The following is a 24,885-nucleotide window of genomic DNA, read 5'->3' as shown; positions in this document are numbered from 1 at the left end:
GTTGCGGTACGCCTGCCGGCGCCGGGAGAATTAGGCGGTCGCTGGGGGGACTCGTCGCTTGACTAAAAAGCTATGCAAACACCCGGTGGGAAGGCATAGTCAGATGAGGCGGAGGAGCATCGCCTGTCCCAGTCCTCCTGCTCCGCAAATCGCGGCTACACCGAATTCCTCCTCCCGGTCCCTCATTTCCTGTGCGAGGGTGAGTATGAGGCGGAATCCTGTAGCCCCTAGGGGGTGGCCCAGTGCCACGGCACCGCCGTTGACGTTTACCCGGTCCATGTCGATTCCCAGTTCCCGTGTGGACGCTATGACCACACCGGCGAAGGCCTCGTTGATTTCCCACAGACCGATATCTTTAGCGGCGAGTTTGTTTTTGGTGAGTAGTTTCCGCGCTGCGTCCGCTGGTTTCAGGTGGAGCGAGAAATCAGGGCCGGCGACGGTTGCGGAGTCCACTATTTCTACGATGCCGGACAGCCCCCGGTTTTGGGCGCCCGCCAGGTTCATTACGACTCCTGCGGAGCCTGCATCAGACATTTGGGATGCGTTCCCGGCCGTGACGCTCCCGTGTTCTGAAAATGCGGACTTCAGCTGCGCGAGCCGGTCCAGCGTCGTGCCCGGACGGATTCCTTCGTCTTCGAGGAGTCCCTGGAAGGGAACAATTTCCTTCTTGAGCCGGCCCTCTTCGGCAGCCCGGGCGGCGCGGTGGTGGCTCTCGAGTGCAAAGGCATCCTGGCTGTGACGGGAGATCCCTAGTTCTTTGTTCGCTTCATCGGAGATAGCGCCCATGCCGTGGCCAGTCAGGGTGCACCGCAGGGCGTCCTGTGAGAGCAGATCGATGATTTCGCCGTCTCCGACTGCGGGTGCCTGCCGCATCTGGATGCCGTGAAGGGTGCGGCTCATTGAGTCAAATCCGCCCACGAGCGCGCTGTTAATTTCACCTGAGCGGATGAGGCCTGCGGCGAAGCTGACGGCGGTCATGCTCGCAAGGCAGGCGTTGTTCAGCGTGATAGCCGGGACCGTTGAGGGAATCCCTCCTTTTATCGCTGCGCTACGGGCGGGATTTTGCCCGTTTCCTGCTTGGATAACGTTTCCCATGAACACATGGTCCGGAACTAGTCCCCCCAGTGGTTCGAGGGCTCCTGCGACGGCCGCTGCACCCAGATCGGTTGCTGAAACCCCTCGGAAGCCTCCATTGAATTTTCCTACCGCGGTGCGCGTGGCTGAAACCAGGACAGGGGTGTTCGTGTTGGTCACCATCAGTTTTCCTCCAGACCGAGGTCCATGGTGTAGCAGACTACGTTTCCTTCAAGGACGACGGTCCCGTCGTTACGTACGACCCATGTGCGGAGCTTGGTGATCGGTTTGTCGGCACGCACCTCGGTGACTTCAACGTGTCCGGTGATCACGTCTCCCGGTCGGACGGGGGCTTTGAAGTCCCAGTTCACGTTCAGAAAGACGGTACCCGGCCCGGGTAGTTCCTCGGCAAGGACGGCGTTCAGGATGGCGCTTGTCACTCCGCCCTGGACAATTATTTCGCCGAAGCGTGATGCCTTGGCGGCCGCGACGTCATAGTGCAGGGGGTTGCGGTCGCCGCTGATTTGTGTGAAAAGCACGATGTCGCTGTCAGTGATCGTGCGCGACAACTGGGCCGTCTGTCCGACTACTGGCATGGTGCGGGTCTGAGTGCGTGTCATGGTTGGTCTTTCTTGCGTTGGATTCGATTTTTGCCAGGGTGTGCATTGCTAGGACGCCGGTGAGTGGGCCTGGAATCAGCAGCACGAATGCGTACTGCCATCCAACGACCGCGGCGAACAGGGGGACGAACTGGATGGTTGCTACTGTCAGAAGGAAGCCGATGGCAGTCTGGGCGGTGAGTGCGGTTCCTATGTACCGCGGATCCGCGTTTTCACTTAACGATGCCGAGAAGACGCCGGAATCGGCGATCACCGCGGCTCCCCAGACGATGAGGAAGACGAGCATCGGTGTACCTTGCGCCAAAAACATCAATGGGGACAAAAAGCAGCACATTCCGCTCACCGCCAGGGCTACTGCTGCAGATTTAGGCCGGCCCCAACGGTCGGCAGCCCATCCTCCTACTACCGCCCCCAGGACGCCTCCGAGCCCCATCGCAATAAATAGCGTCGTGCCTGTTTCGAGCGCTCCCCCTTCACCGGCAGCCTGGCTGGCAAGAAGATACATGGGGATCCACGTCCAGAGCGCATAGAGTTCCCACATGTGACCGAAGTAGCCGATATTGGCCAGGCGGGGACGACGTTCCTTGAACATGGCCAAGGCATAGCGGGGGTTCGGCCGGTTGATGCTTTTATCCGCATAAGGTCCTGGGCGGATGGCCAGAACAGACGTTATGGAACCTGCTGCTGCCAAAGCGGCGGCAACGGCGATGACGGTCCGCCACGGTAGATCTCCGGTGCTGCTGATGAGATGTGGCGCGGCCGATCCGAGCGTCAGTGCCCCTATGAGGATTCCGAAGGCCTTGCCCCGGAATTCCGGTTCAGACCAGGACACCATCAGTTTCATGCCCACTGGATAAACTCCTGCCAAGAAGACACCGGTCAGGAACCGAAGGCAGATGGCCGGGGCAAGACTGTCCACGACAGCTGCCAGAAGGGCTGTCGTGAGTGCTGCCCCGGCGCCGCAGGCACCAAGTAGCAGATGCGGGCGAAATCTGTCGGCCAGGCTTAGTGCTGTTGAGGCGACTGCGCCCACCACGAAGCCGATTTGTACGGATGCCGTCAGCCAGACACCAGCGGCAGGGCTGATACCCCATTCGTGCTGCAGGGCAGGACCTACGGCAGAGGCGGAAAACCAGACAGCGAGGCCGAGGATCTGCACGATGGCGATCAAGGCCTGCTGCCGGTTCAGTCGGTTAAAACGCATGATCAGCCGCGTCCTGCCTTAGTGGATGAGGGGGTGAACTGAAGCAGGGTTTGGTTATCCGTCTCCTCCCTGCCGGGACGAAGCCGTACTGCCTGCCCGCAGTAAACGGAGTCAGGAGGGCAGCCGACGATATTAGTCATCAGCCGTGGTCCTTCCTCGAGTTCGACCAGGGCCAAAACGTATGGTACCTGCGAGCTCCAGGCAGGATGACCGGGGATGGTGACCACGGTAAACGTCCAAACGGTGCCTGTCCCGGTGGCCGGTTGCCAAGTGAGATCGTGGGACCAGCAACGGATGCAGAGGTTTCGTGGGTAATGCTGAAGGTGGCCGCAATCCCTGCAGCATTGCAGGAGCAGTTCGCCCTCGCCCGCCTGCTGCCAGTAGGCAGAACTCAGGGGCGTGGATATAAATCCCGGCTTGGGTGTCAGTGTGGTTTCCCACGAAGTTTTCACGTGTTGGCACCTCCCAGGACGAGGGCGACCTCTTCGCTCATTGTTGCTCCGTTCCCGGTAACGAGGGCGGTGTTGGGGTTCGGAATCTGGCGGTCCCCCGCTTCTATTCGGAGTTGTCGGACGGCCTCCACTATGTGTCCCATTCCCCCGGCCAGATCAGCCTGACCGCTGGAGAGCTGGCCGCCGTGCGGGTTGATGGGCAGCTTGCTGCGGATGGAGAAGTCGTGAGACTCGAGCCACGGCCCACCTTCGCCTTTGGGGCAGAACCCCGCGTCTTCCACTGTGATGGCCACGACGATGGAGTAACAGTCGTAGATGGAGAGGAAGTCGATGTCGGAGGGTCCAACACCTGCCATTGAGTAGGCTTCGCCGATTGCAGGGGCCAGCGGGGACGTGGTCAGGCCGGGTGCCTGGCTCAGGGCGCGGTGGGTTACGCGTTCTCCGGCTCCGAGCAGGTATACAGGCGCCTTTTTCCTGTCTTCCGTCCGGTCAGCTGCGGTCACGATTACGGCCGCCCCTCCACCGCAGGGCATGACGACCTCCAGAAGCCGCAGGGGTGACATCACCATCGGCGAATTGAGCACGTCATCGACGCCGATGGACTTGCCGTGGAAGACCGCGGCAGGGTTGAGCATGGCATTGGCCCGTTGTTTGACGGGAACCTGTGCTAGCTGTTCCGGGGTGGTACCGAACTCCGCCATGTGCTGCCGGGCGATCATGGCGTACGCCGGGTTGGCGCCGCTGGCTCCGTAAGGGACGTCAAATTCGCGGATCGGGTTGCGGTTCGGTGATCGCGTTGCGCTTCCAGAATCCCGTGTATTTCCGAGGACGCAGAGGACCGTTTCGCACATGCCGGCGGAAATGGCGGCAGCTGCACGCCACACCATTCCCGCGCCAGTGGCTCCGCCGAGGTCAACGATGTCGGCGAAGCGGGGTTGCAGGCCCAGATACTCTGCGACTGTCGCAGGAACATGCTGGGGAGTTTCCCCCACTTGCGGCCCGACGATTAGGCCATCGATGTCCGCGGGGGTCAGCCCGGCATCCTGGAGGGCCATTTTGGAAACGCGGGCGATCATCTCCAGCGTGGTGACGCCGGGCGTTGTCCTTTCGGGGGGTATCTCTGCAACTCCTACCAGGGCGCACCTCTTACGAAGCGTCACTGGCACCTTCGATTACCAAGAGCGAGCTGGGGTCCTCAAGTGAGGACGTGTCCCCTGACGGATTTCCCAAGTAGACGGATCGGATGAGTCGCCGAAGAATTTTCCCGCTCCGTGTCTTGGGCAGCGTGTCCACGACGTGGACGAGCTTCGGCCGGAGGGGCTTTCCCAGGTCTTTTGACACGACGTCGGAGATGATCCGGGCCAGTTCATCCGCGTCTGCGGTGCCCGGTGCTGCCCGTGCAAAAATGACCAGGGCTTCCCCCTTGACGGGGTCCGGGATGCTGATTGCTGCAGACTCCACCACGGAGGGAATGCCGTTGACAACGGACTCGACCTCGGCCGGGCCAAGGCGCTTGCCGGCGATTTTGAGGGTGTCATCGCTGCGGCCACGCACGTACCAGACCTTCTCGTCGTTTACCTCCACCCAATCACCGTGGAACCAAGTGCCGGGCCAACGGTTCCAGTAGGTGGAGAAGTAGCGCTCCGGAGCTCCCCAGAAGGTGATTGGCATACCTGGAGAGGGACGCCGCAGCGCGAGCTCACCCATACCGGTTCCCAGGCTGTTGCCGTCGGTATCTACGACATCTGCGGCCATGCCGGGCAGCGGGCCAGCGAAACCGCACGGATGGATGGGCAGGGCGGTGAAGTTGGACAGGATAGCGCCGGAAATTTCAGTGCCGCCGCTGTAATTGATAACCGGAAGTTCACCGCGGGCTACTCGCTCGAAGAGCCACTCGTAAGCGTCAGGAGTCCAGGCCTCGCCACTTGAAGCCAGTACGCGCAGGTCGCCCAGGTCGATGTCGGTTGGATCTGTATCTTGTGTCATGAGCGACCTGATCAGGGACGGTGATACCCCGAGCATGGTGACGTTGAGATTCCGGACGACATCCCAGATTCGATTTGAGGAAGGGAAGTCAGGGCTGCCACCGTAGAGGGCGACGGAGCTCCCCGCTATCAGGCCTCCCAGAACAATTAGCGGGCTCACGATCCAGCCCGGATCAGTGATCCACATGACGACGTCTCCGCGTCCAACATCAAAGCTGAAGGCGACATCGCTGGCCGCTTTGACTGCAAACCCTGCATGGCTTAGGACGATGCCCTTAGGTGCACCGGTTGTTCCGGAGGTGAAGGCGATGAGAAGGGGATGATCGGCAGGGCATTGAGCTGCCTGAAGCGGAGCGTCCGGGTTTTCGGCTCCGAGGACTTCCCAGGGTACTTCGCCCGGCAGGCCAGGTTCGCTGTTGCCTGGTACCAAGGAGACGACGATGGTCGCGCGAAGGGATTCGACGCCCTGCAAAGCGGCTGCTGCTTCGGACCGCAAGGCTACAACCCGGCCGCGGCGGTTGAATCCGTTGGCCACGATGTGGGCTGTCGCTCCCGCGATCCTCAGCCGGTCGGCTACAGCGGTCGCTCCGAAACCGGAAAAGACCGGCACGGAGATGGCCCCTATTTTGGCGCAGGCAAGTTGCGCTACGGCAGCTTCCTTGACCATCGGCAGCTGCATCCCAACGGTGTCGCCGAACTTCACGCCTGAAGCCAGAAGACCCCGCCCGACCCGGTCGACCTCGCGGGCGAGTTCGTTAAAGGTCCATTTTCCGGTTTCGCCGTTCTCCTCTTCCCAGGCGAGGGCGGTTTCATTTCCACGTCCAGCCTTCACCCAGCGGTCCACCGCGTTGGCCGCGACGTTGAATTTACCGTCTACGAACCATTTTGTGGCATGAGGTTCACTGAGCTGATCGAGGACAGCCGTCGGCCGCTCCTGCCAATCGAGCTCCAACCACTCCGAGACGGTTCCCCAAAACCAGGAAGGTTTTTCATACGCTTTGGCGCCCAGGTCGTCTATGGTCGCGCAGCCGGCGGCGGCAGCGAACTTCAGAATCCTGCTGCGGTCAATTTCGGTGGGGCCTGGCTGCCACACCAATCCTTGGGGCTTGCTCACAGATGTGGTTGTCAAAACTTCTCCTGATGCTCTTCATTGGGTTACAGGTCACACGACGTCGGTCAGACCACGGTACGAGCAGGGAACCGGCTTCGTCCCTACGTTTAAACGCGAAGGTTTACAGATGTTTTTTGCGTTTAAAGCAAAACCGCTGGTCCAGCTTGTTCCTCAGTACGGAACTTTGTTTCGAATAACGCCCCCGTGAGTAGATGGGACGGCCTAGGGCACGTCATATTTTCCGAACTATGGACTTTCGTTCCGAAGAATTTTAGACTCCTCTCAAGTGTAGGCGTGAGGTCTATCACTTTGCGCGGCCTTTCCATCAAGAGCCCCAACCTGCTTAGCCGGCACAAGCGGCAAAAAAGCGTCTCCTGTGGCACTACGCCGGCCTTCTACCCAGCTCACGCCTACAAGTGCACGGAAAACCATTTCAAGGAGGAAATGAACAGTGTCTGTTAGCGAGAAAAATCCTTTATTGCTTGACGAAACACCCACAACTGGTCTGCAACGCCTAGCCAACCGGGTCACCATCTTTACCGAACGTTGGTTTCCGGATGCCTACGTCATTGCCCTGGCTGCCTTGCTCATCGGGTGCCTCGCCGCACTGGCCATCGGCGCTTCGCCCACGGCAATCGTCCAGTCCTTTGGCAGCGGGTACTGGAACTTAATCCCGTTCACCTACCAGATGGCCATGGTTCTCATCGCAGGTTTCGCGATGGCATCATGCAGGCCACTAAGGAAGGGATTGAACCGTCTGGCTGACATCCCAAAGACGGGACCCGCCGCGATAGTATTTGTCATTTTGATCAGCGTGGTAACCGGCCTCATCAACTGGGGATTCGGCATGATCTTCTCAGGCTTCATCGTCCTGGCCCTCGCCCGCCGAGAAGAGCTCCGAATGGACTTCCGCGCAGCCGCTGCTGCAGCACTTGTGGGCTCCTCGACGATCTGCATGCTCGGGCTTTCCTCAGGACCGGCTTTGATGCACTCCACCCCCGCCAGCACACCTAAAAACATCCTGGATGTTGCCGGGGTGCTTCCATTCTCAGCCACCATCTTCTTGTGGCAGAACCTTGTGGTAATTCTTGTCGTGACGGCAGTAGCCATGGTGATCGGCTACGTAACCGCGCCTCGTGGAGCAAACGTGCGTACCGCACAGGACCTTGGCATCGCCGTCGAAAAAATCGGGGCCAACGACGCAGATGAGTCGAAGGTTGACCGTCGCCCCGGCGACTGGCTTTCCCACAGCCCCCTTCTGACAATAATCATTGTGGCCATGTCGATCGGGTGGCTTGTTCTGCAGTCAAACGCCATCGGATTCGACAAGACGATCTCCAATCTCAACAACTACATCTTCATCTGCTTGACAGTGGCGCTGCTGCTGCACTGGCGCATCCGCCGGTTCCTGAAGTCCGTATACGACGCTGTCCCGGCTGTGGGCCCGACACTGATCCAGTTCCCCATCTATGCCGCCGTCGCCTCTGTCGTTGTAACGGCCGAGAACTCCACAGGGCACTCAGTGGCGACCTATCTGGGCGAATTCTTCATCGGAGCTGGCCAGGGCGGCATGCTGCATCCACTGGTTGGCATCTACTCAATCGTCATGGGCTTGTTCATCCCGGCAGCAGGAGCCAAGTGGGTTTTGGAGGCACCCTACGTCCTGGCGGCGGGCAATGAAACCGGGAGCAACCTTGGCTGGCTCGTCACCACATACAACGGAACCGAAGCCCTGGCAAACTTCCTCAACCCGTTCTGGATGCTCCCGATTCTTGGGCTCCTCTCCCTCAAAGCGCGCAACGTAGTTGGGTTCACCTTTATCTACTTCATTTTCATCGCGCCGGTAATGCTCGCGGCCTTCTGGGGGCTGAGCTACACGATCCCATACGTAGCCCCGGTCATGCCCTAACTGCGTCTGAGACCGCCCGTAGGCAGTCCACCACCATCATCTTGAAAGGGAGAAATCCTTGGAAACCCTAGAATCAGATTCACCACAGGCCAGTGCCGGCCCGACAACTAAACGCGTGGTCGTCACAGACACCCCCTTTAAGGAACTCGAAGGCGAACGCGCAGCAGCCCACAGCAACGGCGCCGTGTTCGAAGTGTTCCAGTGCAAGTCAGAGCAGGAAACCGTGGATGCTGTTGCGGGTGCGGACGTGGTCATGGTGACACACGTTCCAATCACTGCAGCGGTCCTGGAAGCACTGGCCCCAAACGCCGTCATTGTCCGCTACGGCGTTGGCGTGGACAACATTGATGTTGACCGGGCCCACCAACTCGGTGTCCGCATTGCCAGCGTCCCAGATTACGGAAGCGAGACTGTGGCGGACCACGCGTCAGCCGCCCTCCTCAGCCTCATGCGCCGACTGCCTATGTATGACAGGGCGATCAGGGACGAGGGATGGGCGAATCCGGCAGCACTTTCCCCTCTGCCGGACCTGTCGAACTCAACTGTGGGCATCATTGGGATGGGAAGGATTGGGCAGGCGGTGCACTCTCGGCTCGCACCCTTTGGCTTTACGTTCCTCGCCTATGATCCAGTGGCGGATCCGGAAGAGGCAAAAAGCAGGGGGATCCGCCTGGTTGAGCTCGCGGAGCTCCTTGCCGAATCGGATGCGGTGACGCTTCATGTTCCGCTGCTGCCGTCAACACATCATCTGATCTCGAAGGACACGCTGGCGCTGATGCGGCCGAACGCTGTTCTCGTTAACACTGCTCGTGGCGCCCTCGTTGATGGCGCCGCCCTGGATTCCGCACTTCGATCAGGCATCATTGCCGGAGCCGCGCTGGACGTCTTTGAGGAGGAGCCACTGTCCTCAGAATCGCCGCTTCGGTCAGCACCAAATCTGCTGCTGACCCCGCATGCGGCTTTCTATTCAGACGATTCACTGGTTCGCCTCCAGCGCAGCGCCGCCGACGAACTGGACCGGGCACTGTCAGGGCGCCCGTTACGATGCCCGATTCTCCCACGGCCGGGCAAATAAGGTAGAAGAAAGGTCGCGAGCCGATACCTCGCTATAGGTGACATCACGGTGAAGGGCGCGGGGAATATTCCCCGCGCCCTTCACCTGACAATGCTGTCGTTGGGCAGACAACGGGAAACCTGACTCAGCCGCCGGCTGGGCACCGGGAACTTGCCCCGAAGCTCGAGTGCCGCCGACCCCCGGGAAGGTGTGACCGGACTCCTTAGCCTCCGACGTCGTCCATCTCCGCGCGGGCCGCACCTCCGTAGAACACCCCCGGCCGGGCCGGGACCCAGAAAGCGGCGGGAAGCAGCTCACCGAAGAGCGCAGAAGGCAGAGTACACCTATGTCTAGGACGCGCTGAGTGGCAACTGGGCAGTGCGGCAGGTCAAAAACGCTTGGCCCAAACTCATATTCCAATGAAGAAATAGAAGGGTTCTCCATGTCACGAATGCTTATTATTGGTCCGCCAGGTTCTGGAAAGGGCACGCAAGCGGAGCACGTATCCGATCAGCTAGGAATAGTTCCAATATCTACCGGAGATGTCTTCCGCACCAATATCAGGGACTGTACTGACCTGGGACTCGAGGCCCAAAAGCATGTAGACCGCGGGGACTTCGTGCCTGACAACATAACTAACGCCATGGTCGTGGAGCGCTTGAGCCAAGCAGACGCTCAGAAGGGCTTCTTACTCGACGGATACCCCCGCACTATGGGCCAAGTAGAGAGGCTGGACACCTTTCTTGCCGAAGCTGATTATGAGCTTGACCTGGCTATCGAACTCCAGGCCGGCAGCGAAGTCCTCATCCAGCGCCTCAAGCAGAGAGGAAAGCAGTCCGCCCGTAGTGATGACAACGAATCGGTAATTCGGCACCGGATCGATCTCTACGAGGATCAGACCAGGCCTATCGTTTCGGTGTACGCCGCTCGTAAGATTCTGGTCCAGATCAACGGCATTGGTGAGCCCGGGGAGGTCACAGACCGAGTGTTGCGAGCAATTGCCGGCCACATAGGTTCCAAGAAATATGCGAGCCTGTGTGAAGCCAGACTGTGAGCTTCCGTTTGGATTCCGGAGGCCAGTCGTTGGATCTGGGGCTGCACCGTCAGACGTTGACCCCATCCCGACAAGTGCGCGCTTAAATGTTTGCTCAGGTGCAAAAGCTGCACTCATCCCGACTGGACAAACAGAGGCACCGCAGCATCCCTGGGAAGGAGGGCGGCCAGTTTCCTACATCCTTGAAGTTAGACATTGGGCTCAGGAAGGCAAAGCTCCTTGCTTTTACGGAAGATCGCTTTGATCCTCGGGGTCCTGAAGCCTGAGGGCCAATGCAAGAAGTGTGAGATCTTCAGAGTTAAAGGGGTCGTGCCCCGTGACGTCCTGAATCTTTTGGAGCCTGTACTTCACGGTGTTCGGCTGAACACGGAGGAACTCCGCCGCTTGCACGAGCTTGAAGTCCGCCTTGACGTATGCCTGCAGCGTGGCCAGCAGCGATGTGCTGCGGGCCGCATCGTGCCTTCGGAGCGGAACCACAGTCTCTTCCGCCAAATCATGGCGGAACGGGCTGGTGCGCACCAGATGGTCCAGGAGTGTATCGGAGTACAAGTAGGCACGTGGTTCCATCTGGCCGGTAGGCACCGAGATGATTGCGTTCTGGGCCTCTACATAGCCGCGTGCGATTGACGCAAGCCCGTCGTGGGGTCTGCCTGCCCCAAGAACGAAATCGGGCAAGGCTGCCGCCAAATCATTGAACCGGGCACGGAAACTGTCCCCTAGGGGTGAGCGGATGTCCTGGATTGCCACAATCTCTTCGTTCCGTACGCCAGCCAACGCCAAATGGAACGGTGGTTTTGAGAGCTGTTGTTTCACCAGGTCAAGGGACTCGCGGATGGACCCGGCAGCAGCCGCAGGTCCCGCTCTCCGGCGGAGCAGCACCACCAGGTACCGACCATCAACCTCCAGCTTGTGGAGCTTAGCGTGCCGCGAAATTCTCGGCACGTTCCCCTCGACCAGCGCCTCCATAAAATCGCGTTGACCCATCTCCCGGTCGTGCACCATGCCGGCTGCTTCGCTCAGGTACGACTGGGCTACGGCTGTTGATACAAGGTCGACATGTTTCATGATGCGGCCTGCTATTATCAGGGCACAGTCAGGATTGTTTCGAGTTTGTGGCGCCGACCGAACTTCTTCCCAAACCGTTTGTCCCCAAAGCCGATACGCCTGTAAAAGCGCCTGAAGCGGCACCCCTTGCCTAAAGCGACGGATGGCGCTTTCTCTAAAAGGAAGCAGCTGGTCACTATTCAGTTCCTCCCCCGATTCGATGCCATGGAGCATCACCTCCAGGTGTAGCCGTGCGGTGGGGGCGATATCCTGCTCTATGAATCCCTCGGGCAAGGAGCGGTACTCAACAATCTCCTCCCGAAAGCGCCGCGCGAGCAGCTCCCCAATCTCTTCAGCCCGGTGCTTCAAAAGCGCTACAAGTACCGTTTCGTGCTTGTCGGTCAATTCAGATTGCTCCTGACCCTGCATGTGCGTCACTACCTCTGTTGGGGGTCTATGGCCGGCCGCCATCGAAGCTGGAACGCCGATCAGCTTCTGCGATGGGCAGAACTGCCGGACCGGCACTAGGGTTGGCAAGCCCGGTAGTAGACCAGGCTTGTCCAGAGACTGTAGCCGCGGGCTTTTTCAATAAACTCCCGTGATTGGAGCCCATCCGCAGCGAGCCAAACCCCAGAGGCATCCGGCATGACCTCATCAACCAACCCGACGCGGTACAAGGACTTGCCCAGCCGGACCTCGACCGTCTCCCCTCTAAGTGACTGCCACTCAGTGCTTAGGTGCAATGTCATGGACGCCTGCCTTCGTCGTTGAACCTATGAACCGGTAAGTGCTCAGAGGGTGTTCTTCGCCGACCACAGCAAGAGTTGGGAATACGGACGTAGAGCTCGGACTCGTGCTGAGGTGCATGTTCTCCTCGCGTGGGGCACTCGCTGGATGGCTAAGCAACAATCCCCCTGGAATGAAACACTGTTCCGGCAGGCGGATGAACGGGCGCCCCTTTCAAGACTCTAGGACCGGCCTGCTTACCATTGGCGGCAAAGGTGGTCATCTGCGGGGGCACCCGTAGGCACAACGGCATAAGACCGATACTGTTGACAATCTCTGCAAGCCAGGCGACCTGGGTACAGTTCAGCTGGGAGCGGAATGGGGTTGTAACCCCTCCCCCAAGTGAATCAGCTCACACCAGGCCGCGTCAAGAAAAAAGTTTCACTGATCGGATCCATGTCCTGTCTGGTGGAACCATGTGTGTGCATCGCGCGTGTGATTCCCCAGCAGCAGATCTCTACAGATATGACGTAAAGACTCAAACGTCTTGTAAGAGACGCTGTCTGCTGCTGACGCTGTCTCCACTAGGAGGTGGCTAGTTCGAGGCTGCTGACCGGTTCGGCTGCTGCAGAGCCCAACACGTCCGGTGCAACTGAGGCAAGGTAGTGTTCTGCATCAAGGGCGGCCGCGGCCCCCGATGCGGCCGCGGTGACTGCCTGGCGGTAGGTCGGGTCGGTGACGTCACCGGCAGCGAAGACCCCAGGAAGGGCTGTCCGGGAACTGCGGTCTTCAACGGCAATCGTGCCCTCGGGGGTCAGATCAAGTTGCCCGTGGATCAAATGGACTCGGGGGTCGTTCCCGACCGCAATAAACAGGCCCCGTACCGCCAGATTTTGCTGTCCGCCGGTACCGGTATCACGGACTGTGACGCTTTCCACTTGATCCTCGCCGTTGATGGACACGACTTCGGAGTTCCAGACAAATTCGATCTTGTCGTTAGCGAAAGCGCGGTCCTGCATGATCTTGGATGCCCGCAGGCTGCCACGCCTGTGAACCAGGTAGACCTTCTCAGCGAAGCGGGTGAGGAACATCGCCTCCTCAAGGGCTGAGTCCCCGCCGCCTACGACAGCAATGGTTCGGTCGCGGAAAAAGAAGCCATCGCACGTGGCGCACCACGAAACTCCTCGACCCGACAGACGGTCCTCATCAGCCAATCCGAGTTTCCGGTAGGCGGAACCCGTGGCAAAGACAATACTCAGTGCTTCGTGGACCGCACCTGACCCGAGGGTGACGCTCTTCACCGGCCCGGCCAAGTCGACGCTTGTGACGTCCTCATAGAGAATGTCGGTGCCGAATCTTTCCGCTTGGGCCTGCATCTTTGCCATCAGATCCGGACCCATGATCCCTTCGGGAAATCCGGGGAAGTTCTCCACCTCAGTAGTGTTCATCAGATCGCCGCCGGCCTCTACGGACGATGCGATGAGGAGCGGGCGCATATTGGCGCGTGCTGCGTAGATGGCCGCGGTGTAGCCCGCAGGGCCCGAACCGATGATTAAGATTTGCCTCAAAATTTATGCTCCTTTTCTGCATACAGCGCCAGAGGTGCTGTCATTCGTGTAACGCTGCGGGTTGGGGACTTTCACACTCGACGTCCCCAGCTGTATGCAAGTGGCGAGGACGTGTTGAGGCCTCCGCCTGCACTTTTCCTTGCTTTGCCTTCGTCGGCAGCCCTTGAACGGGGCCCGTGGACCCCGGTGCCCCGCCATCGCACCTCTCTGGTGAAGACCGATCGAGAGTTGTCTGATTGCCGTCGCCGTGAGTGGCCGAGGCGCAGGGCGACCCAGCCACTCAGGTTCAACCCAGTCTGAAATGCGGTCAGAGCTGGGCCGGTGAAGCGGCGAGTTTGGCGTGGACTTCGGCCATGTCGAGCGCGGCGATGGCCTCGACGATGTTGCCCAGTTGGGGTTCGCTGAGAACGCCTGAATGGGAGAACACCAGGACGTTCTCTCGGAAGCCCATGATGGTGGGAATTGAAGTGATTCCCAAGGCTCCGGAGAGTTCCTGCTCGGCCTCTGTGTCTACCTTCACGAAAGCGACGTCGTCATACTTTTCCGAGACTTTCTCAAAGATAGGGCCGAATTGGCGGCATGGAGGACACCAGCTAGCCCAGAAATCCATGAGAACAATGTCGTTGCCCTCGATCGTCGCGGTGAATTGTTCTCCAGTAATGTTGGTCGTCGCCATAATGTTCCTTCCATTGAGGATTGTCGGCCCTGGTCGGGCGCGGCCGGTGTTAGCCGAGGCGGGTGATAACGGGGACGGGGTTGGCCAGAGTGTCGCGGATCGGTGAGCTCGCTTCAAGTGCGCCGATCAGGTCTTCCAGGTCCTCGCGGGACGTGCCAGGGCTGTCGATTTGGACGTCCACAGTGATCTGCTGGGCACCCTTGCGGACGCTGTCGTCAATTCCGAGGAAGCCGCTGAGATCGATGTCGAAGCCAAGGGTCAGCGCGACGTGCTTCAACGGGATGTTCCTGCCGGCAGCCAGGGAAGCCAGCGTGACCATGTAGCAGCCAGCCAGGGCTTTGAGAACGTATTCAGCAGGACTGACAGCAGTGTCGGTACCAAGCAGGGAGACCGGCTCATCGCTGTGCAGCGTGAACCTACCGCGGCGCGATTCGTCGACGATGCCTGCCTGGGTCAGGGGCCCGGTGATGGTCTCAGCGGTCAGCCCCCCGGCAGACTCGCTGAGCATACTGAAGCTGACCTTGCCAAGCTCACGCTGCTCGGTGACGGCTGCCACTGTCGCTTCGATGGCCGCGAGGTCGGCGAAAGCCTCTGTGCGCAGGGTATTCATCTCGGTCATGGTGTTCCTTTCATTTGTCTGTTGATGCGGTCCATCAGGCCTTCCACAGCTGAGGCGCGTTGCCGGTCAGCCTCTCGAGGAACGCCTTCTTAAGAGAAAGACTCCTGGTAGAAGGGGTAGTCGGTGTACCCCTTGGCGCCTTTGGCGCCTTCGCCGTAGAACGTGGATGGATCCGGTTCATTGAGTGGAAGACCGTCCTTCCAGCGGAGGGCAAGGTCGGGGTTAGCGATGGCGGGGCGGCCAACGACGACGGCGTCGGCGTGACCGTCAGCGACAAGGGATATTGCCTCGTCACGAGTGGTGACGACGCCGAAGCCGCTGTTGACCAGGAAAGACCCGCCGAACCGCTCACGGAGATCCTGGACAAAGTCACCTGACGGGTCGTGGTGGAGCATGCTCAGGTACGCGAGCTTGAGCGGAGCGATGCTGTCCGCGAGCACACGGTAGGTGGCGCGCGCAGAGGCGTTGTTGGCTTCGTCCATGTCGTGCAGTTCGTTTTCGGGGGAAATACGGATACCGACGCGGTGGGCCCCTACCGCTGCTGCTACCGCTTCTACGGTCTCGACCACGAAACGGGCACGGTTCTCCGGCGTGCCGCCGTAGCTGTCGGTGCGGACATTGGTGCTGGGAGACAGGAATTCGTGCAGGAGGAACCCGTTGCCGGCGTGCAGTTCAACGCCGTCGAACCCGGCCACGATGGCGTTGAGTGAGGCAGTGACGGTCTCCTGGATCACTGCGGGCAGTTCCTCGATGGTGAGGGCGTGCGGGACCGGGTACGGCTTCTTGCCCTCCGGCGTCCGGGCTTCACCTGCCATAGCGAGGGCACTGGGCGCTACGATGCGGTGGCCGCCCGTGATGTCCTCATGGGAGACCCTGCCACCGTGCATGATCTGGGCGAAGATCCGGCCACCTTCGGCATGAACTGCGTCGGTGACTTTTTTCCAGCCGGAAATCTGGTCCGTGGTGTGGAGTCCGGGCTGGCCAGGCCACGAGCGTCCCGCGAGGCCCGGGTAGGTGGCCTCGCTTACGATCAGGCCCAGGGAAGCCCGCTGGCGGTAGTGTTCAGCCATCAGCGGGCCGGGGATACCTTCGTCTCCGGAGCGTGTGCGGGTCAACGGAGCCATCACCAACCGGTTGGGCAGCTCAAGCTCGCCGAGGGTCATAGGGGAAAACAGCATGTATTTTGCCTTTCAAAAGCGCGCGGTGGAGTCTGGTAGGCACTAGATGGCCGACCTGGGGGCACCAGTTATGACCCCAGGTCTTCGCACGCTTGTGCCTAACCGTTGGTATTCGGCGGAACCTAGGAAACTCCAGCCGCAGCGTGCGTGTGGGCTGCTGCCGCGGCATCCGGTGCACCTTCGAAGAACTTCATTGCCATGAAGCCATGGGCGAAACTACCGCCCGCCCGCAGTACTGAAGCGATCATGACGGTTTCTGCAAGTTCCTCTTCGGTGGCACCTTCGGCCTTGGCGGCCTTGACGTGCGCTTCAATGCAGTACGCACACTGTGTGGTGAGGGCCACGGCGACGGCCATGAGTTCGGTGTTCTTGCGCGAGATGACCTTGCCGGCGCCGTTCAGCACTTCCTGGTCAAGTGCCAGGAACGATTTCACGGCGTCAGGGGCAGCGTTCCTGAGGTTGCGGAGGTAGCGGTGGTCTGTGTGCTCGTGGTAGCCCATAGTTTTTTCCTTCGTGCAGGAGGTGTATTGCGGGTGGAAGGTGCAGCCCCGGTCTTGGCTACCGGGGCTGCAGAGGCATCAGTTGCGGGCTGCTGCACCCAGGTAGGGGGCAAGCCGGTCTTCGAATGCTTCCTTTGGCATGGCACCAAGGAACGAACCGACGACGTCACCGTTGTTGAACACCCGGAAAGCGGGAATTGAGGTGACACCATACTGCTGCGCGAGCTCGGGGTTCTCGTCGACGTTCACTTTGATGACCTCGACTTTCCCGGCCTGCTCCTGGGCCAGCTCATCGAGTACGGGCCCGACGGCACGGCACGGCGGGCACCACGGCGCCCAGAAATCCACCAGGACCGGCAGGTCGTTCTGGAGGACATCGGCTTGGAATGCGGAAGTGGTTGTTGATCGTGCAGACATGGGCTCCTCTTTCATTTTTGTTGGTAGGGCAGGGAGTTTTGGCCCAGGGTTTGGCATCAGCCGCCTCGGGGATGAGGGTCATGCGTCGCTGGGCGCGAGCTCAAGGGACTGGATCCACCAGTGTTCTGTAGTGATCACTAAATAACTTGTGAGTTATACTGTAGTGGTTACTACAGAAAAAGCAAACCGCGGTTTGCTGGACCAGGAGGGCAAGACATGCCGGGAGGCCGAAAGCGCGAATTCGATGATCAGGTGGCCCTGCAGACAGCCATGGAGTTGTTTTGGCGACAGGGTTACGAGGGCACGTCGGTCGCTGACCTGACGAAGGCGCTGGGTATCAACCCGCCCAGCCTCTATGCAGCTTTTGGCAGTAAGCGAGACCTGTTCGAAAAAACCCTCGATCGGTACATGTGCGAACGCAGCGTCCAGCTGGAGGAGGCGATGGCGCAGCCCACGGCGCACGAAGCAATACTGGACCTTCTAACCGGCAGGGTGCGAGTCTTCACCTCCCCCGGCCAGCCCGCAGGCTGCATGACCGTGCAGGCGGGGCTGTCATCGGGCGAACCTCACCATGAAATAGTCACCCTCCTGGCTACCGCCCGCGAGGAGATTCGACGCACTGTGTTGGATCGGTTTGCCAAAGCCCTGGCGGATGGCGACCTTCCCGACGGCACCGACTGCAACGCGTTGGCGCGCTATGTCATGGCCGCCATCTACGGGCTCAGTGTTGAAGCAGCATCCGGCGCTCCCCGGGAGGAGCTCATGGCAGCTGCCGCCCTGGCCGCCCAGGTGATACCAAAACGTTGAGGGCCCCATCCTCGGGTCACTCCCTTCCGTCGACGGCCCGATCCCGATGCTTGAGCTGACCAGCGACTGGGCGCCCGGCACCTGACTCACCCGGCTGTTGAACAGAACCAGGTCAGCCGGCTTTACTCTCCAATTGCACAAAGTGTTAAAATCTAGTCGACACTAGTTGAATAAGTTCAACAGTCACTGCAACGGAGGGATCGTCATGCTCGATGGACCGAAGGGATCGATAGCACCACCGCCAGAGGGGCTTCGGGGAATGGATGCTGAGTCCATCAACTGCGTCCTTGAGCTCCTCGTGGAGCCCCTCCAGACCGCCGTTCCCCAGCCGACAGAGGTCGTGCTTCACGATTTGCAGCGTATCCCGGACACTGTGCGGGCCATCGCCGGCGTGGTCACAGGTCGGCGGATCGGTGACCCGCCCACGGACAAGCTTCTGGAGCGGGTTGCTGCCGGGGATTTCAGCCATGAAATCGGCTACCGCTCACAGTTACCAGATGGTCGAATCCTTCAGAGCACCACCATTATCTACACAGACAAAGATGGTCGCGCGGCGGCAGCCCTGTGCCTAAACACAGACGTTTCCGCCTGGGTCACTCTGCGTGCAGCGATGGACCGGTTCGTCTTGGGCCACGAAGCCGCCCCGGCGCAAACACAGGCATCCCTGGCCGCCCACCGTTCACACGCCACAGCATCGCCGGCGAACGGAAGCGAGTACTTTCCGCACAGCGTTGAAGATCTGAGTGGACGCCTCATTGATGCGGCCATAGCAGCCGTCGGGGTACCACCCGAGAAGATGCGTAAGGAACACAAAGTCGAGGTAGTGGCCGAGCTGGATCGGCGCGGGTTCTTCCTGATTAAGCAGGCCGCGGAGACCGCTGCAGCTGCCTTGGGAGTGACGAGGTTTACTATCTACAACTACCTCAATGAAGTGAACGGAACTTCAGAAGTGAGCGCCTGAGACAGGCCCAATCCCCCACATCGGGCCTGCCCCAGCGGATCAGCGCATAGGACGGACGCGACCCATCCGCTCTACAGCTTCTGTGAGAATCGCCTGTGAGGTAGCGAAGTTCAGACGGACATGCCCGGCGCCACCTGTGCCGAAAACGTGCCCTGAACTCAACGCCACCCGGCCCTCATCCAGGAACAGCTTGGTCGGGCCTGCCACATCGGTCACCACCGCGAGTTCTGCAGGGCTGTCCTGTGGTTCGCTCTTTAGATACCGGCAGTCCAGCCATGCCAGGTAGGTGCCCTCGGGCTCCTTATAACCCGCATCCGGTAAGTGATCCGAAATCAGCCGCCGAAGCAGGGTCCTATTTGAATCCAGCCCTTGGATCAGCGCGTCAAGCCAATCCTGCCCATCCTGAAGTGCCGCTGTGTGGGCGATGAGCCCGAGGTGACTGGGACCGTGACTGACTTCTTCCGGCATGCGGGCGAGGTCCGCGGCGGCTTCCGCTCCAGCTACGGCCAGTGCTGCCTTGAGCCCGGCAAGGTTCCATCCTTTGGAAGCCGACATCACGGCGAAGGCGTTCTCAGATCCGGGGACGCTTAGATAGGGGATGAACCGGGCGCCGGGCAGGACCAGTGGGGCGTGTATCTCGTCGGAGACCACCCGCACTCCGTACTTGTTCGCGAGCTCAGCAACCGCTGTCAGCTCCTCCAGAGTATGAACGGTGCCGGTGGGGTTATGGGGGTTGCTGAGCAGGTATGCAGCCTTGCGTCCCTCTTGCCTGATGCGGCCGAAGGTTTCCTCGAGCACATCCAGACTAATCCGCAGGTCCTGTCCCAAGGGCGCTTCGATGATTTGTCGGCTATCGTGCGTGACGAAGGCGTAGAAAGGTGCATATACCGGAGAGTTGACCACGACAACGTCCCCTGGACTCGTGACAAGGCGCAGGACTTCGACCACGCCCATCATGACGTCAGGGACAATCGCTGTCCTGCTAACCTCCAGGCCGTTCCAGGACCACCTACTCGCAGCGAAAGCAGAGAAGGCCTCAGCAAACGCTGTGCCGACCGGATAACCGGTGTCACCAGCATCGATGGCACGGTGGAGGGCCTCGGCCACGGGCGGTGCGAGCCGGACATCCATTTCGGCAACCCACAGCGGAAGCACATCATCAGGGTGGACCCGCCACTTCATGCTGGTGCGCTGGCGAAGCTCGTTCAGGCTGAGCTCCTCCAGAGGATTAGGAAGCGCGCTGCTCGCCTGCGTACCCCGGGAATTCATCGTCTGCGACGTCAGCACTGGACAGCCAATTCGATCTCCACACTGGCCCCCAAGGGAAGTGATGCCACCCCCAGCGCCAAGCGCGCGTGTTGTCCCCGGTCACCCAAAACTTCCAGAACCTGCTGTGAGGCTGCATCCACTACTGCTGGTGCGTTGATGAAGCCCCCACCCGCTGCGACATAACCGCCCAAGCGCGCAACGCCCTTCACCGCGTCCAAGGAACCCAGGGCATCACGGACAACATCAAGGCAGTTCCGCGCGGCAAGGGCCGCTGCTTCCCGCGCCTGCTCCACGGTTACTTCCGTCCCGACAAGGCCCGGATGAAGGAGCCCAGCGTCATTCAATGGAAGCTGACCCGAAACGAACAGCAGATCCCCGACGCGCATCGCTCGGGCGTAAAGGGGGGGAGTAGTAACTGGACTTGTCATGTTCTGGCCTTCCAAAAAAGTCGAAAACCGGGGACACCCCGGGTCGCACGCTAACTGCTGCATTGCGCACCCGAGCACGTGCAGGTCACTCGGTGTCGCCTATGAGCACCATAATTACACAAAAAGTGTAGATGCGGAAGGAATCGAGGCCCTTTGGTCCCGGTCCCGACGGTATTCTTGTCGAAATCTTTTAACTTTTATACAACTCGATGTTGATTTCATTGTGACTTGGAGCATATCCTCAACTATGAATTGAAAGCCGGCCGGGCTGCCGGCACCCCGGACTGTCAATCCCGGCCCGCCGTCACCCTGCCTCCCCCACGCTGAAACTACGTGCCGAGGAATGCAAGACCCCCATCACCCCCAGGCCTGCGCCTGCTGATCCTTCGACTGTGCATCCGATCGCATCAGAGGCGTCGCCCCAAGAAAGGTCCCCATGTCCATTCCACAATCTGACCTTGACCTGAGCTCAGGGCGCGGAGATCTCCATCAGTCCCCCCTTGTTCATGCCGAAGACGCGGGTTATCACAAGGGCCTGAAGCCCCGGCAGATCCAGATGATTGCCCTTGGCGGTGCCATTGGCACCGGCCTTTTTCTGGGCGCGGGTGGCCGCCTGGCGACCGCAGGACCTTCGCTGATCATCGCCTACGCGCTCTGCGGATTCTTCGCTTTCCTCATCCTTCGCGCCCTCGGTGAGCTGGTGCTTCACCGGCCGACAACTGGCTCGTTCGTTTCCTACGCGCGCGAATTCTTCGGTGAGAAGGCCGCCTTCGTGTCCGGCTGGTTCTACTGGGTTACCTGGGCGACGACGACCGTGGCCGATATTACGGCCGTGGCGCTCTACATGAACTTCTTTGGCAACTACGTCCCGTGGATCGGAGCCGTTCCGCAATGGGGATGGGCCCTGATAGCGCTCGTGGCGGTGCTCGGCCTGAACCTCGTCTCGGTCAAGGTGTTCGGCGAGCTGGAATTCTGGTTCGCGTTGGTGAAGGTCGCAACACTGGTGGCGTTCCTCCTGATCGGAACCTACTTCGTCGTCTTTGGCACTCCCACAGGTTCCCCCGTAGGACTACAGCTCATTCAGGATAATGGCGGGTTCTTCCCCACCGGCCTGCTGCCCATGATCGTCCTGATGCAGGGCGTCATCTTCGCCTACGCGTCCATCGAGCTGGTGGGGACGGCCGCAGGTGAAACGAAGAACCCGGAGAAGACCATGCCCAAGGCCATCAACTCAGTGGTTATGCGCATCGCAGTGTTCTACGTCGGTTCAGTCATCCTGCTTTCCCTGCTGCTTCCGCACACGTCCTACGAAAAGGGCGTGAGCCCCTTCGTAACATTTTTCGGCTCCATCGGCATTCAGGGCGTGGACGTCATCATGAACCTTGTGGTCCTGACCGCCGCGCTGTCTTCGCTCAACGCCGGCCTCTACTCCACAGGCCGCATCCTGCGCTCCATGTCCGTAAACGGCTCCGCCCCCAAGTTCGCATCCCGCATGAACAAGGCGGGTGTCCCTTACGGCGGCATCGCCCTGACCGCGGGCGTTTCCCTCCTCGGTGTCCCGCTCAACTACCTTGTCCCCGGTGATGCCTTCGAAATCGTCCTCAGCGTCGCGGCAGTCGGCATCATCGTCGCCTGGGCCACCATCCTCCTGTGCCAGATCCAGCTCCAACGCTGGGCCGACAAGGGTCTGCTTACCCGTCCCTCCTTCAGAATGTTCGGCGCGCCCTACACCGGATACATCTCCCTCGTTTTCCTGGCCGCCGTGCTCATCATGACTTTCATCGACTCACCCGCCACGCTCTTCGTCACCATCGTGGTCATAGTTCTCATGATCGTGGGATGGTTCGCATGCCGGGACCGCATCAAGGCCATCGCCGCCACGCGTGACGTGTTCACCGGCACAGTTCCAACACTGCCCGGCCCGCACCATCAAAAGCCATAAACTTCCCCTCACGGATAAACAAGCCGCTGGGCTCCCGGGACTGACCCGAGAGCCCATCGGTTCACGGGGTCCTGGTCCCCGACCAGCTGAATTGCATCCCTCGGCGTTCTCCGCGGAAGCCCTGTGAGGCTCATATTGCCCAGTGCCAGTAGCGGAAGTGTCTCCTTCGCCGCAGTAATTGAGGACGGGCACGCAAAAGTGGTCCCTCAGCAGGGCCTGGCCCACGGGGAGAAGCCAGGAAAGTAACGGTTCCGGCCGAGCCCAGAACTGCCCGGGCGCCGATTCTTAGGTTCAACCCATCACATCCGGCGATCAGAAAGCCCATGACTCATGACACTGGCACCACCGAAACCACCGGCGCTGGCTAACACCGCAAGGACGGTTCGCGGCATCCTGTGGGCTCTATGCGGCGCCGTTCTCGCGGCGATGGTGATCGGGACAGCCGTGCTTCATGCCTCCAAACCATCGCGCAGCACTCCGGCTCCTGAAGGTGGGGGGCAACTGGTTCGTGACGACAGCCACCGCCTGACGACCCCGGCCCTTGAAAAGGCGCAACTGGTCGAGTTCCTGGACTTCGAATGCGGACCCTGCCGTGCGGCAGCCCCGTTGATGGAAGAGCTGAAGGAGGAGTACGGGGACAGAATCACCTTCATCCAGCGTCACTTTCCTCTGCCCGGCCATCAAAACTCGGGCACGGCAGCACTCGCCGTTGAGGCGGCAGCCCAACAGGGCAAGTACGAGCAAATGACTGCCCTAATCTTTGAGACGCAGCCCCAGTGGGGAAACAAGAACGATTCCCAGGCCGCGTTGTTCCGCATCTACGCCCGGGAGCTGGGGCTGGACATGACCCGATATGACGCCACCATCGCCGACGAAAGGACCCAAAACCGGATCCGCAAGGACGTCAACGACGGAAGAGCTCTCGGAGTCATCGGCACGCCATCATTCTTCCTTGATGGGAAGAAGCTGACTCTAAAGAACGAGGAACAGTTCCGGACGCTCCTCGACGAAGCAGCTAAGTAGGCCCTCGTTCATAACTTCCCCGGAGAGAGGCAGACGAATGGTGGGTGTGCGGGAACCCGCTGGGGCTACCGGTTAAGCAGCTCAGCGGCGGTGGCATCCAATGCCCGCGGGGTGGAATCGAGACAGTGTGACCAAGCCGCGAATGCCTAGGAGACTTCCCGCCCGGCCCTCGCCCACATGGCTTTATCGTCACACGCCAGTGAGCAGCTGCTCGACCAAGGGTCACATCCTGGGGTAATACCCCACCCACATTTCTGCTGGCGTGGCCTTGCCCTGGCCGGTCTTAGACACTTTCGCTTGCTGCGTGCACTACATGCGTGCAGCCTGGCGGATGTGCTGCGTCGTCTAGATGGCCTCCGCGAGCATCCTGCGGACATCGCGCTGCCCGAATCCAGGGCTAAGGTTCAAGAGGTTTTCTGAAAGTGCAGTCGCTTCGCGCTGGAGCCATCCAACGAGCTGAGTGCGGCGAGGTTCGGCCAAGCGGGAATCGATGGCTTCAAGGGACAATGCAGCTACAGCCGATCCGTCGGCTCCCATGACGGGAACACCGAGTCCGTTTGCTCCCGGTACCAGGATCTCGGGGGCCATAGAATAGCCGTGGGCTCTGGACTGCTCTATCAGGTGGGGCAGGCCGACGGCGTCAATTTTGGGGCCGCCACCGTGCGACTGCGAAGCGCTGAGCATGAGTTGTTCAATCAGCTCTTGTGGCTGCCCGGCCAAGAGGGCCAGACTTCCCGGGCATGTTCCCAAGGGCCGGCGGTCACCGATTCGCATGGTGGCGGTCCGGATTGGAAAGCTCCCATCCACCCTGTCAACACAAAGGGCTTGGGAGCCCATCCGGACTGCAAGGTAGACGGTGTCACCGGTGAGCTCGGCAAGGCGCTTCAAATGGGGCGCGGCCAAGTCCAGCAGGCCGTGGCGGTCGGAAGCGGTGATGCCAATGGCGACGAGTGGCAGGCCCAGGTAGAACGTGGAGGTGTTCTCTTCCTGTTCGAGCCAGCCCACCTTCACCAATGTGCCCAGGAGTCTGTGAATCGTGGTCTTGGACATTCCGGTCTGCATCACGATGTCGGTCAGTCTTGCCCCTGCCTCACCGGCATCAGCAACAGCCTGAATGATCGAGGCGGCGCGCTCAACGCTCCTGACGCCGTCGACTGATTCTTCCTTCATATCCTCGCCACCATCCTTGGCGGACGTGCTAATCGTTTGGATTGGCAGTCCTTATTTTGCTTACATTCTATGGTGCGCTGCAGCCCGCTGCCCC

General features: G+C 60.3%; 23 protein-coding genes. 7 read left to right on the top strand and 16 right to left on the bottom strand.

Annotated elements, in window-relative coordinates; genetic code table 11:
* Positions 1-99: 99 nt before the first annotated feature.
* From AC5RUU_RS11655 to AC5RUU_RS11630, 6 genes are read right to left on the bottom strand one after another with little or no spacing between them, the layout of a single operon-like run.
* Complete coding sequence (locus AC5RUU_RS11655) at positions 100-1,257, bottom strand: thiolase family protein (RefSeq protein WP_493975361.1); 1,158 nt, start codon at positions 1,255-1,257, stop codon at positions 100-102.
* On the bottom strand, positions 1,257-1,670 hold the full coding sequence (locus AC5RUU_RS11650) for a MaoC family dehydratase (RefSeq protein WP_493975360.1): 414 nt from the start codon (positions 1,668-1,670) through the stop codon (positions 1,257-1,259). Before AC5RUU_RS11650 ends, AC5RUU_RS11655 begins: the two co-directional genes overlap by 1 nt.
* Positions 1,624-2,898: an MFS transporter gene (locus AC5RUU_RS11645; protein ID WP_493975359.1), complete on the bottom strand. Its 1,275-nt coding sequence runs from the start codon at positions 2,896-2,898 to the stop codon at positions 1,624-1,626. Before AC5RUU_RS11645 ends, AC5RUU_RS11650 begins: the two co-directional genes overlap by 47 nt.
* Before the next feature lie 2 nt (positions 2,899-2,900).
* The gene (locus AC5RUU_RS11640) at positions 2,901-3,350 is read right to left on the bottom strand and encodes a Zn-ribbon domain-containing OB-fold protein (protein ID WP_493975358.1); all 450 of its coding nucleotides are present in this window, start codon (positions 3,348-3,350) and stop codon (positions 2,901-2,903) included.
* The gene (locus AC5RUU_RS11635) at positions 3,347-4,510 is read right to left on the bottom strand and encodes a thiolase family protein (RefSeq protein ID WP_493975357.1); all 1,164 of its coding nucleotides are present in this window, start codon (positions 4,508-4,510) and stop codon (positions 3,347-3,349) included. The genes AC5RUU_RS11640 and AC5RUU_RS11635 overlap by 4 nt, the downstream gene beginning before the upstream one ends.
* A complete protein-coding gene (locus AC5RUU_RS11630; RefSeq protein WP_493975356.1) occupies positions 4,497-6,464 on the bottom strand; it encodes an AMP-binding protein in 1,968 nt (655 codons plus the stop codon). The genes AC5RUU_RS11635 and AC5RUU_RS11630 overlap by 14 nt, the downstream gene beginning before the upstream one ends.
* 460 nt (positions 6,465-6,924) lie before the next feature.
* Here AC5RUU_RS11630 and AC5RUU_RS11625 point away from each other — a divergent pair, with 460 nt between their 5' ends.
* The 3 genes from AC5RUU_RS11625 to AC5RUU_RS11615 all read left to right on the top strand — a co-directional run bounded on the left by AC5RUU_RS11625 (position 6,925) and on the right by AC5RUU_RS11615 (position 10,463).
* Complete coding sequence (locus tag AC5RUU_RS11625) at positions 6,925-8,355, top strand: TIGR00366 family protein (protein WP_493975355.1); 1,431 nt, start codon at positions 6,925-6,927, stop codon at positions 8,353-8,355.
* Between the two features lie 115 nt (positions 8,356-8,470).
* Positions 8,471-9,430, top strand: coding sequence for a C-terminal binding protein (locus AC5RUU_RS11620; RefSeq protein WP_493975354.1), 960 nt, complete (start codon positions 8,471-8,473; stop codon positions 9,428-9,430).
* A gap of 421 nt (positions 9,431-9,851) precedes the next feature.
* A complete protein-coding gene (locus tag AC5RUU_RS11615) occupies positions 9,852-10,463 on the top strand; it encodes an adenylate kinase (protein ID WP_493975471.1) in 612 nt (203 codons plus the stop codon).
* Between the two features lie 225 nt (positions 10,464-10,688).
* On the opposite strand, the gene AC5RUU_RS11610 is transcribed toward AC5RUU_RS11615, so the two are convergent.
* The 7 genes from AC5RUU_RS11610 to trxA form a co-directional block, all read right to left on the bottom strand.
* On the bottom strand, positions 10,689-11,936 hold the full coding sequence (locus AC5RUU_RS11610; protein WP_493975470.1) for a PucR family transcriptional regulator: 1,248 nt from the start codon (positions 11,934-11,936) through the stop codon (positions 10,689-10,691).
* An 881-nt stretch (positions 11,937-12,817) separates the two neighbouring features.
* Positions 12,818-13,801, bottom strand: coding sequence for a thioredoxin-disulfide reductase (gene trxB, locus AC5RUU_RS11605; protein ID WP_493975353.1), 984 nt, complete (start codon positions 13,799-13,801; stop codon positions 12,818-12,820).
* A 307-nt stretch (positions 13,802-14,108) separates the two neighbouring features.
* Complete coding sequence (locus tag AC5RUU_RS11600; protein WP_493975352.1) at positions 14,109-14,477, bottom strand: thioredoxin family protein; 369 nt, start codon at positions 14,475-14,477, stop codon at positions 14,109-14,111.
* Between the two features lie 49 nt (positions 14,478-14,526).
* Complete coding sequence (locus AC5RUU_RS11595; protein WP_493975351.1) at positions 14,527-15,096, bottom strand: OsmC family protein; 570 nt, start codon at positions 15,094-15,096, stop codon at positions 14,527-14,529.
* 89 nt (positions 15,097-15,185) lie between these two features.
* Positions 15,186-16,274: an alkene reductase gene (locus AC5RUU_RS11590; RefSeq protein ID WP_493975350.1), complete on the bottom strand. Its 1,089-nt coding sequence runs from the start codon at positions 16,272-16,274 to the stop codon at positions 15,186-15,188.
* Positions 16,275-16,396: 122 nt separating this feature from the next.
* Positions 16,397-16,774, bottom strand: coding sequence for a carboxymuconolactone decarboxylase family protein (locus AC5RUU_RS11585; protein WP_493975349.1), 378 nt, complete (start codon positions 16,772-16,774; stop codon positions 16,397-16,399).
* A gap of 78 nt (positions 16,775-16,852) precedes the next feature.
* On the bottom strand, positions 16,853-17,191 hold the full coding sequence (gene trxA / locus AC5RUU_RS11580) for a thioredoxin (protein ID WP_493975348.1): 339 nt from the start codon (positions 17,189-17,191) through the stop codon (positions 16,853-16,855).
* A gap of 216 nt (positions 17,192-17,407) precedes the next feature.
* Between trxA and AC5RUU_RS11575 the strand changes: the two genes are divergently transcribed.
* Both AC5RUU_RS11575 and AC5RUU_RS11570 read left to right on the top strand, forming a co-directional pair.
* Positions 17,408-17,998 carry a TetR/AcrR family transcriptional regulator gene (locus AC5RUU_RS11575; RefSeq protein ID WP_493975347.1) on the top strand — a complete coding sequence of 197 codons (591 nt, stop codon included), beginning with the start codon at positions 17,408-17,410 and terminating at the stop codon, positions 17,996-17,998.
* A 166-nt stretch (positions 17,999-18,164) separates the two neighbouring features.
* A complete protein-coding gene (locus tag AC5RUU_RS11570) occupies positions 18,165-18,959 on the top strand; it encodes a helix-turn-helix transcriptional regulator (RefSeq protein WP_493975346.1) in 795 nt (264 codons plus the stop codon).
* A gap of 39 nt (positions 18,960-18,998) precedes the next feature.
* Here the strand turns inward: AC5RUU_RS11570 and AC5RUU_RS11565 are convergent, their stop codons facing one another.
* Together AC5RUU_RS11565 and AC5RUU_RS11560 are read right to left on the bottom strand one after the other, a co-directional pair.
* Positions 18,999-20,246 carry a MalY/PatB family protein gene (locus AC5RUU_RS11565; protein WP_493975345.1) on the bottom strand — a complete coding sequence of 416 codons (1,248 nt, stop codon included), beginning with the start codon at positions 20,244-20,246 and terminating at the stop codon, positions 18,999-19,001.
* A complete protein-coding gene (locus AC5RUU_RS11560) occupies positions 20,240-20,614 on the bottom strand; it encodes a RidA family protein (protein ID WP_493975344.1) in 375 nt (124 codons plus the stop codon). Before AC5RUU_RS11560 ends, AC5RUU_RS11565 begins: the two co-directional genes overlap by 7 nt.
* Before the next feature lie 478 nt (positions 20,615-21,092).
* Here AC5RUU_RS11560 and AC5RUU_RS11555 point away from each other — a divergent pair, with 478 nt between their 5' ends.
* Positions 21,093-22,598 (top strand): amino acid permease, encoded by a 1,506-nt coding sequence (locus AC5RUU_RS11555; protein ID WP_493975343.1) that lies wholly within the window; start codon positions 21,093-21,095, stop codon positions 22,596-22,598.
* 330 nt (positions 22,599-22,928) lie between these two features.
* A complete protein-coding gene (locus AC5RUU_RS11550) occupies positions 22,929-23,621 on the top strand; it encodes a DsbA family protein (RefSeq protein WP_493975342.1) in 693 nt (230 codons plus the stop codon).
* A gap of 345 nt (positions 23,622-23,966) precedes the next feature.
* On the opposite strand, the gene AC5RUU_RS11545 is transcribed toward AC5RUU_RS11550, so the two are convergent.
* A complete protein-coding gene (locus AC5RUU_RS11545; protein WP_493975341.1) occupies positions 23,967-24,791 on the bottom strand; it encodes an IclR family transcriptional regulator in 825 nt (274 codons plus the stop codon).
* Positions 24,792-24,885 lie beyond the last annotated feature (94 nt).

The organism is Arthrobacter sp. K4-10C (genome assembly GCF_059090085.1).
This window is presented reverse-complemented; position numbering and strand designations above follow the sequence as displayed.

Coding starts and splice junctions, on each gene's coding strand:
- AC5RUU_RS11655 (WP_493975361.1), bottom strand. CDS start 1,257: ATGGTGACCAACACGAACACCCCTGTCCTGGTTTCAGCCACGCGCACC.
- AC5RUU_RS11650 (WP_493975360.1), bottom strand. CDS start 1,670: ATGCCAGTAGTCGGACAGACGGCCCAGTTGTCGCGCACGATCACTGAC.
- AC5RUU_RS11645 (WP_493975359.1), bottom strand. CDS start 2,898: ATGCGTTTTAACCGACTGAACCGGCAGCAGGCCTTGATCGCCATCGTG.
- AC5RUU_RS11615 (WP_493975471.1), top strand. CDS start 9,852: ATGTCACGAATGCTTATTATTGGTCCGCCAGGTTCTGGAAAGGGCACG.
- AC5RUU_RS11610 (WP_493975470.1), bottom strand. CDS start 11,936: ATGCAGGGTCAGGAGCAATCTGAATTGACCGACAAGCACGAAACGGTA.
- AC5RUU_RS11600 (WP_493975352.1), bottom strand. CDS start 14,477: ATGGCGACGACCAACATTACTGGAGAACAATTCACCGCGACGATCGAG.
- AC5RUU_RS11595 (WP_493975351.1), bottom strand. CDS start 15,096: ATGACCGAGATGAATACCCTGCGCACAGAGGCTTTCGCCGACCTCGCG.
- AC5RUU_RS11590 (WP_493975350.1), bottom strand. CDS start 16,274: ATGCTGTTTTCCCCTATGACCCTCGGCGAGCTTGAGCTGCCCAACCGG.
- AC5RUU_RS11585 (WP_493975349.1), bottom strand. CDS start 16,774: ATGGGCTACCACGAGCACACAGACCACCGCTACCTCCGCAACCTCAGG.
- trxA (WP_493975348.1), bottom strand. CDS start 17,191: ATGTCTGCACGATCAACAACCACTTCCGCATTCCAAGCCGATGTCCTC.
- AC5RUU_RS11575 (WP_493975347.1), top strand. CDS start 17,408: ATGCCGGGAGGCCGAAAGCGCGAATTCGATGATCAGGTGGCCCTGCAG.
- AC5RUU_RS11560 (WP_493975344.1), bottom strand. CDS start 20,614: ATGCGCGTCGGGGATCTGCTGTTCGTTTCGGGTCAGCTTCCATTGAAT.
- AC5RUU_RS11555 (WP_493975343.1), top strand. CDS start 21,093: ATGTCCATTCCACAATCTGACCTTGACCTGAGCTCAGGGCGCGGAGAT.
- AC5RUU_RS11550 (WP_493975342.1), top strand. CDS start 22,929: ATGACACTGGCACCACCGAAACCACCGGCGCTGGCTAACACCGCAAGG.
- AC5RUU_RS11545 (WP_493975341.1), bottom strand. CDS start 24,791: ATGAAGGAAGAATCAGTCGACGGCGTCAGGAGCGTTGAGCGCGCCGCC.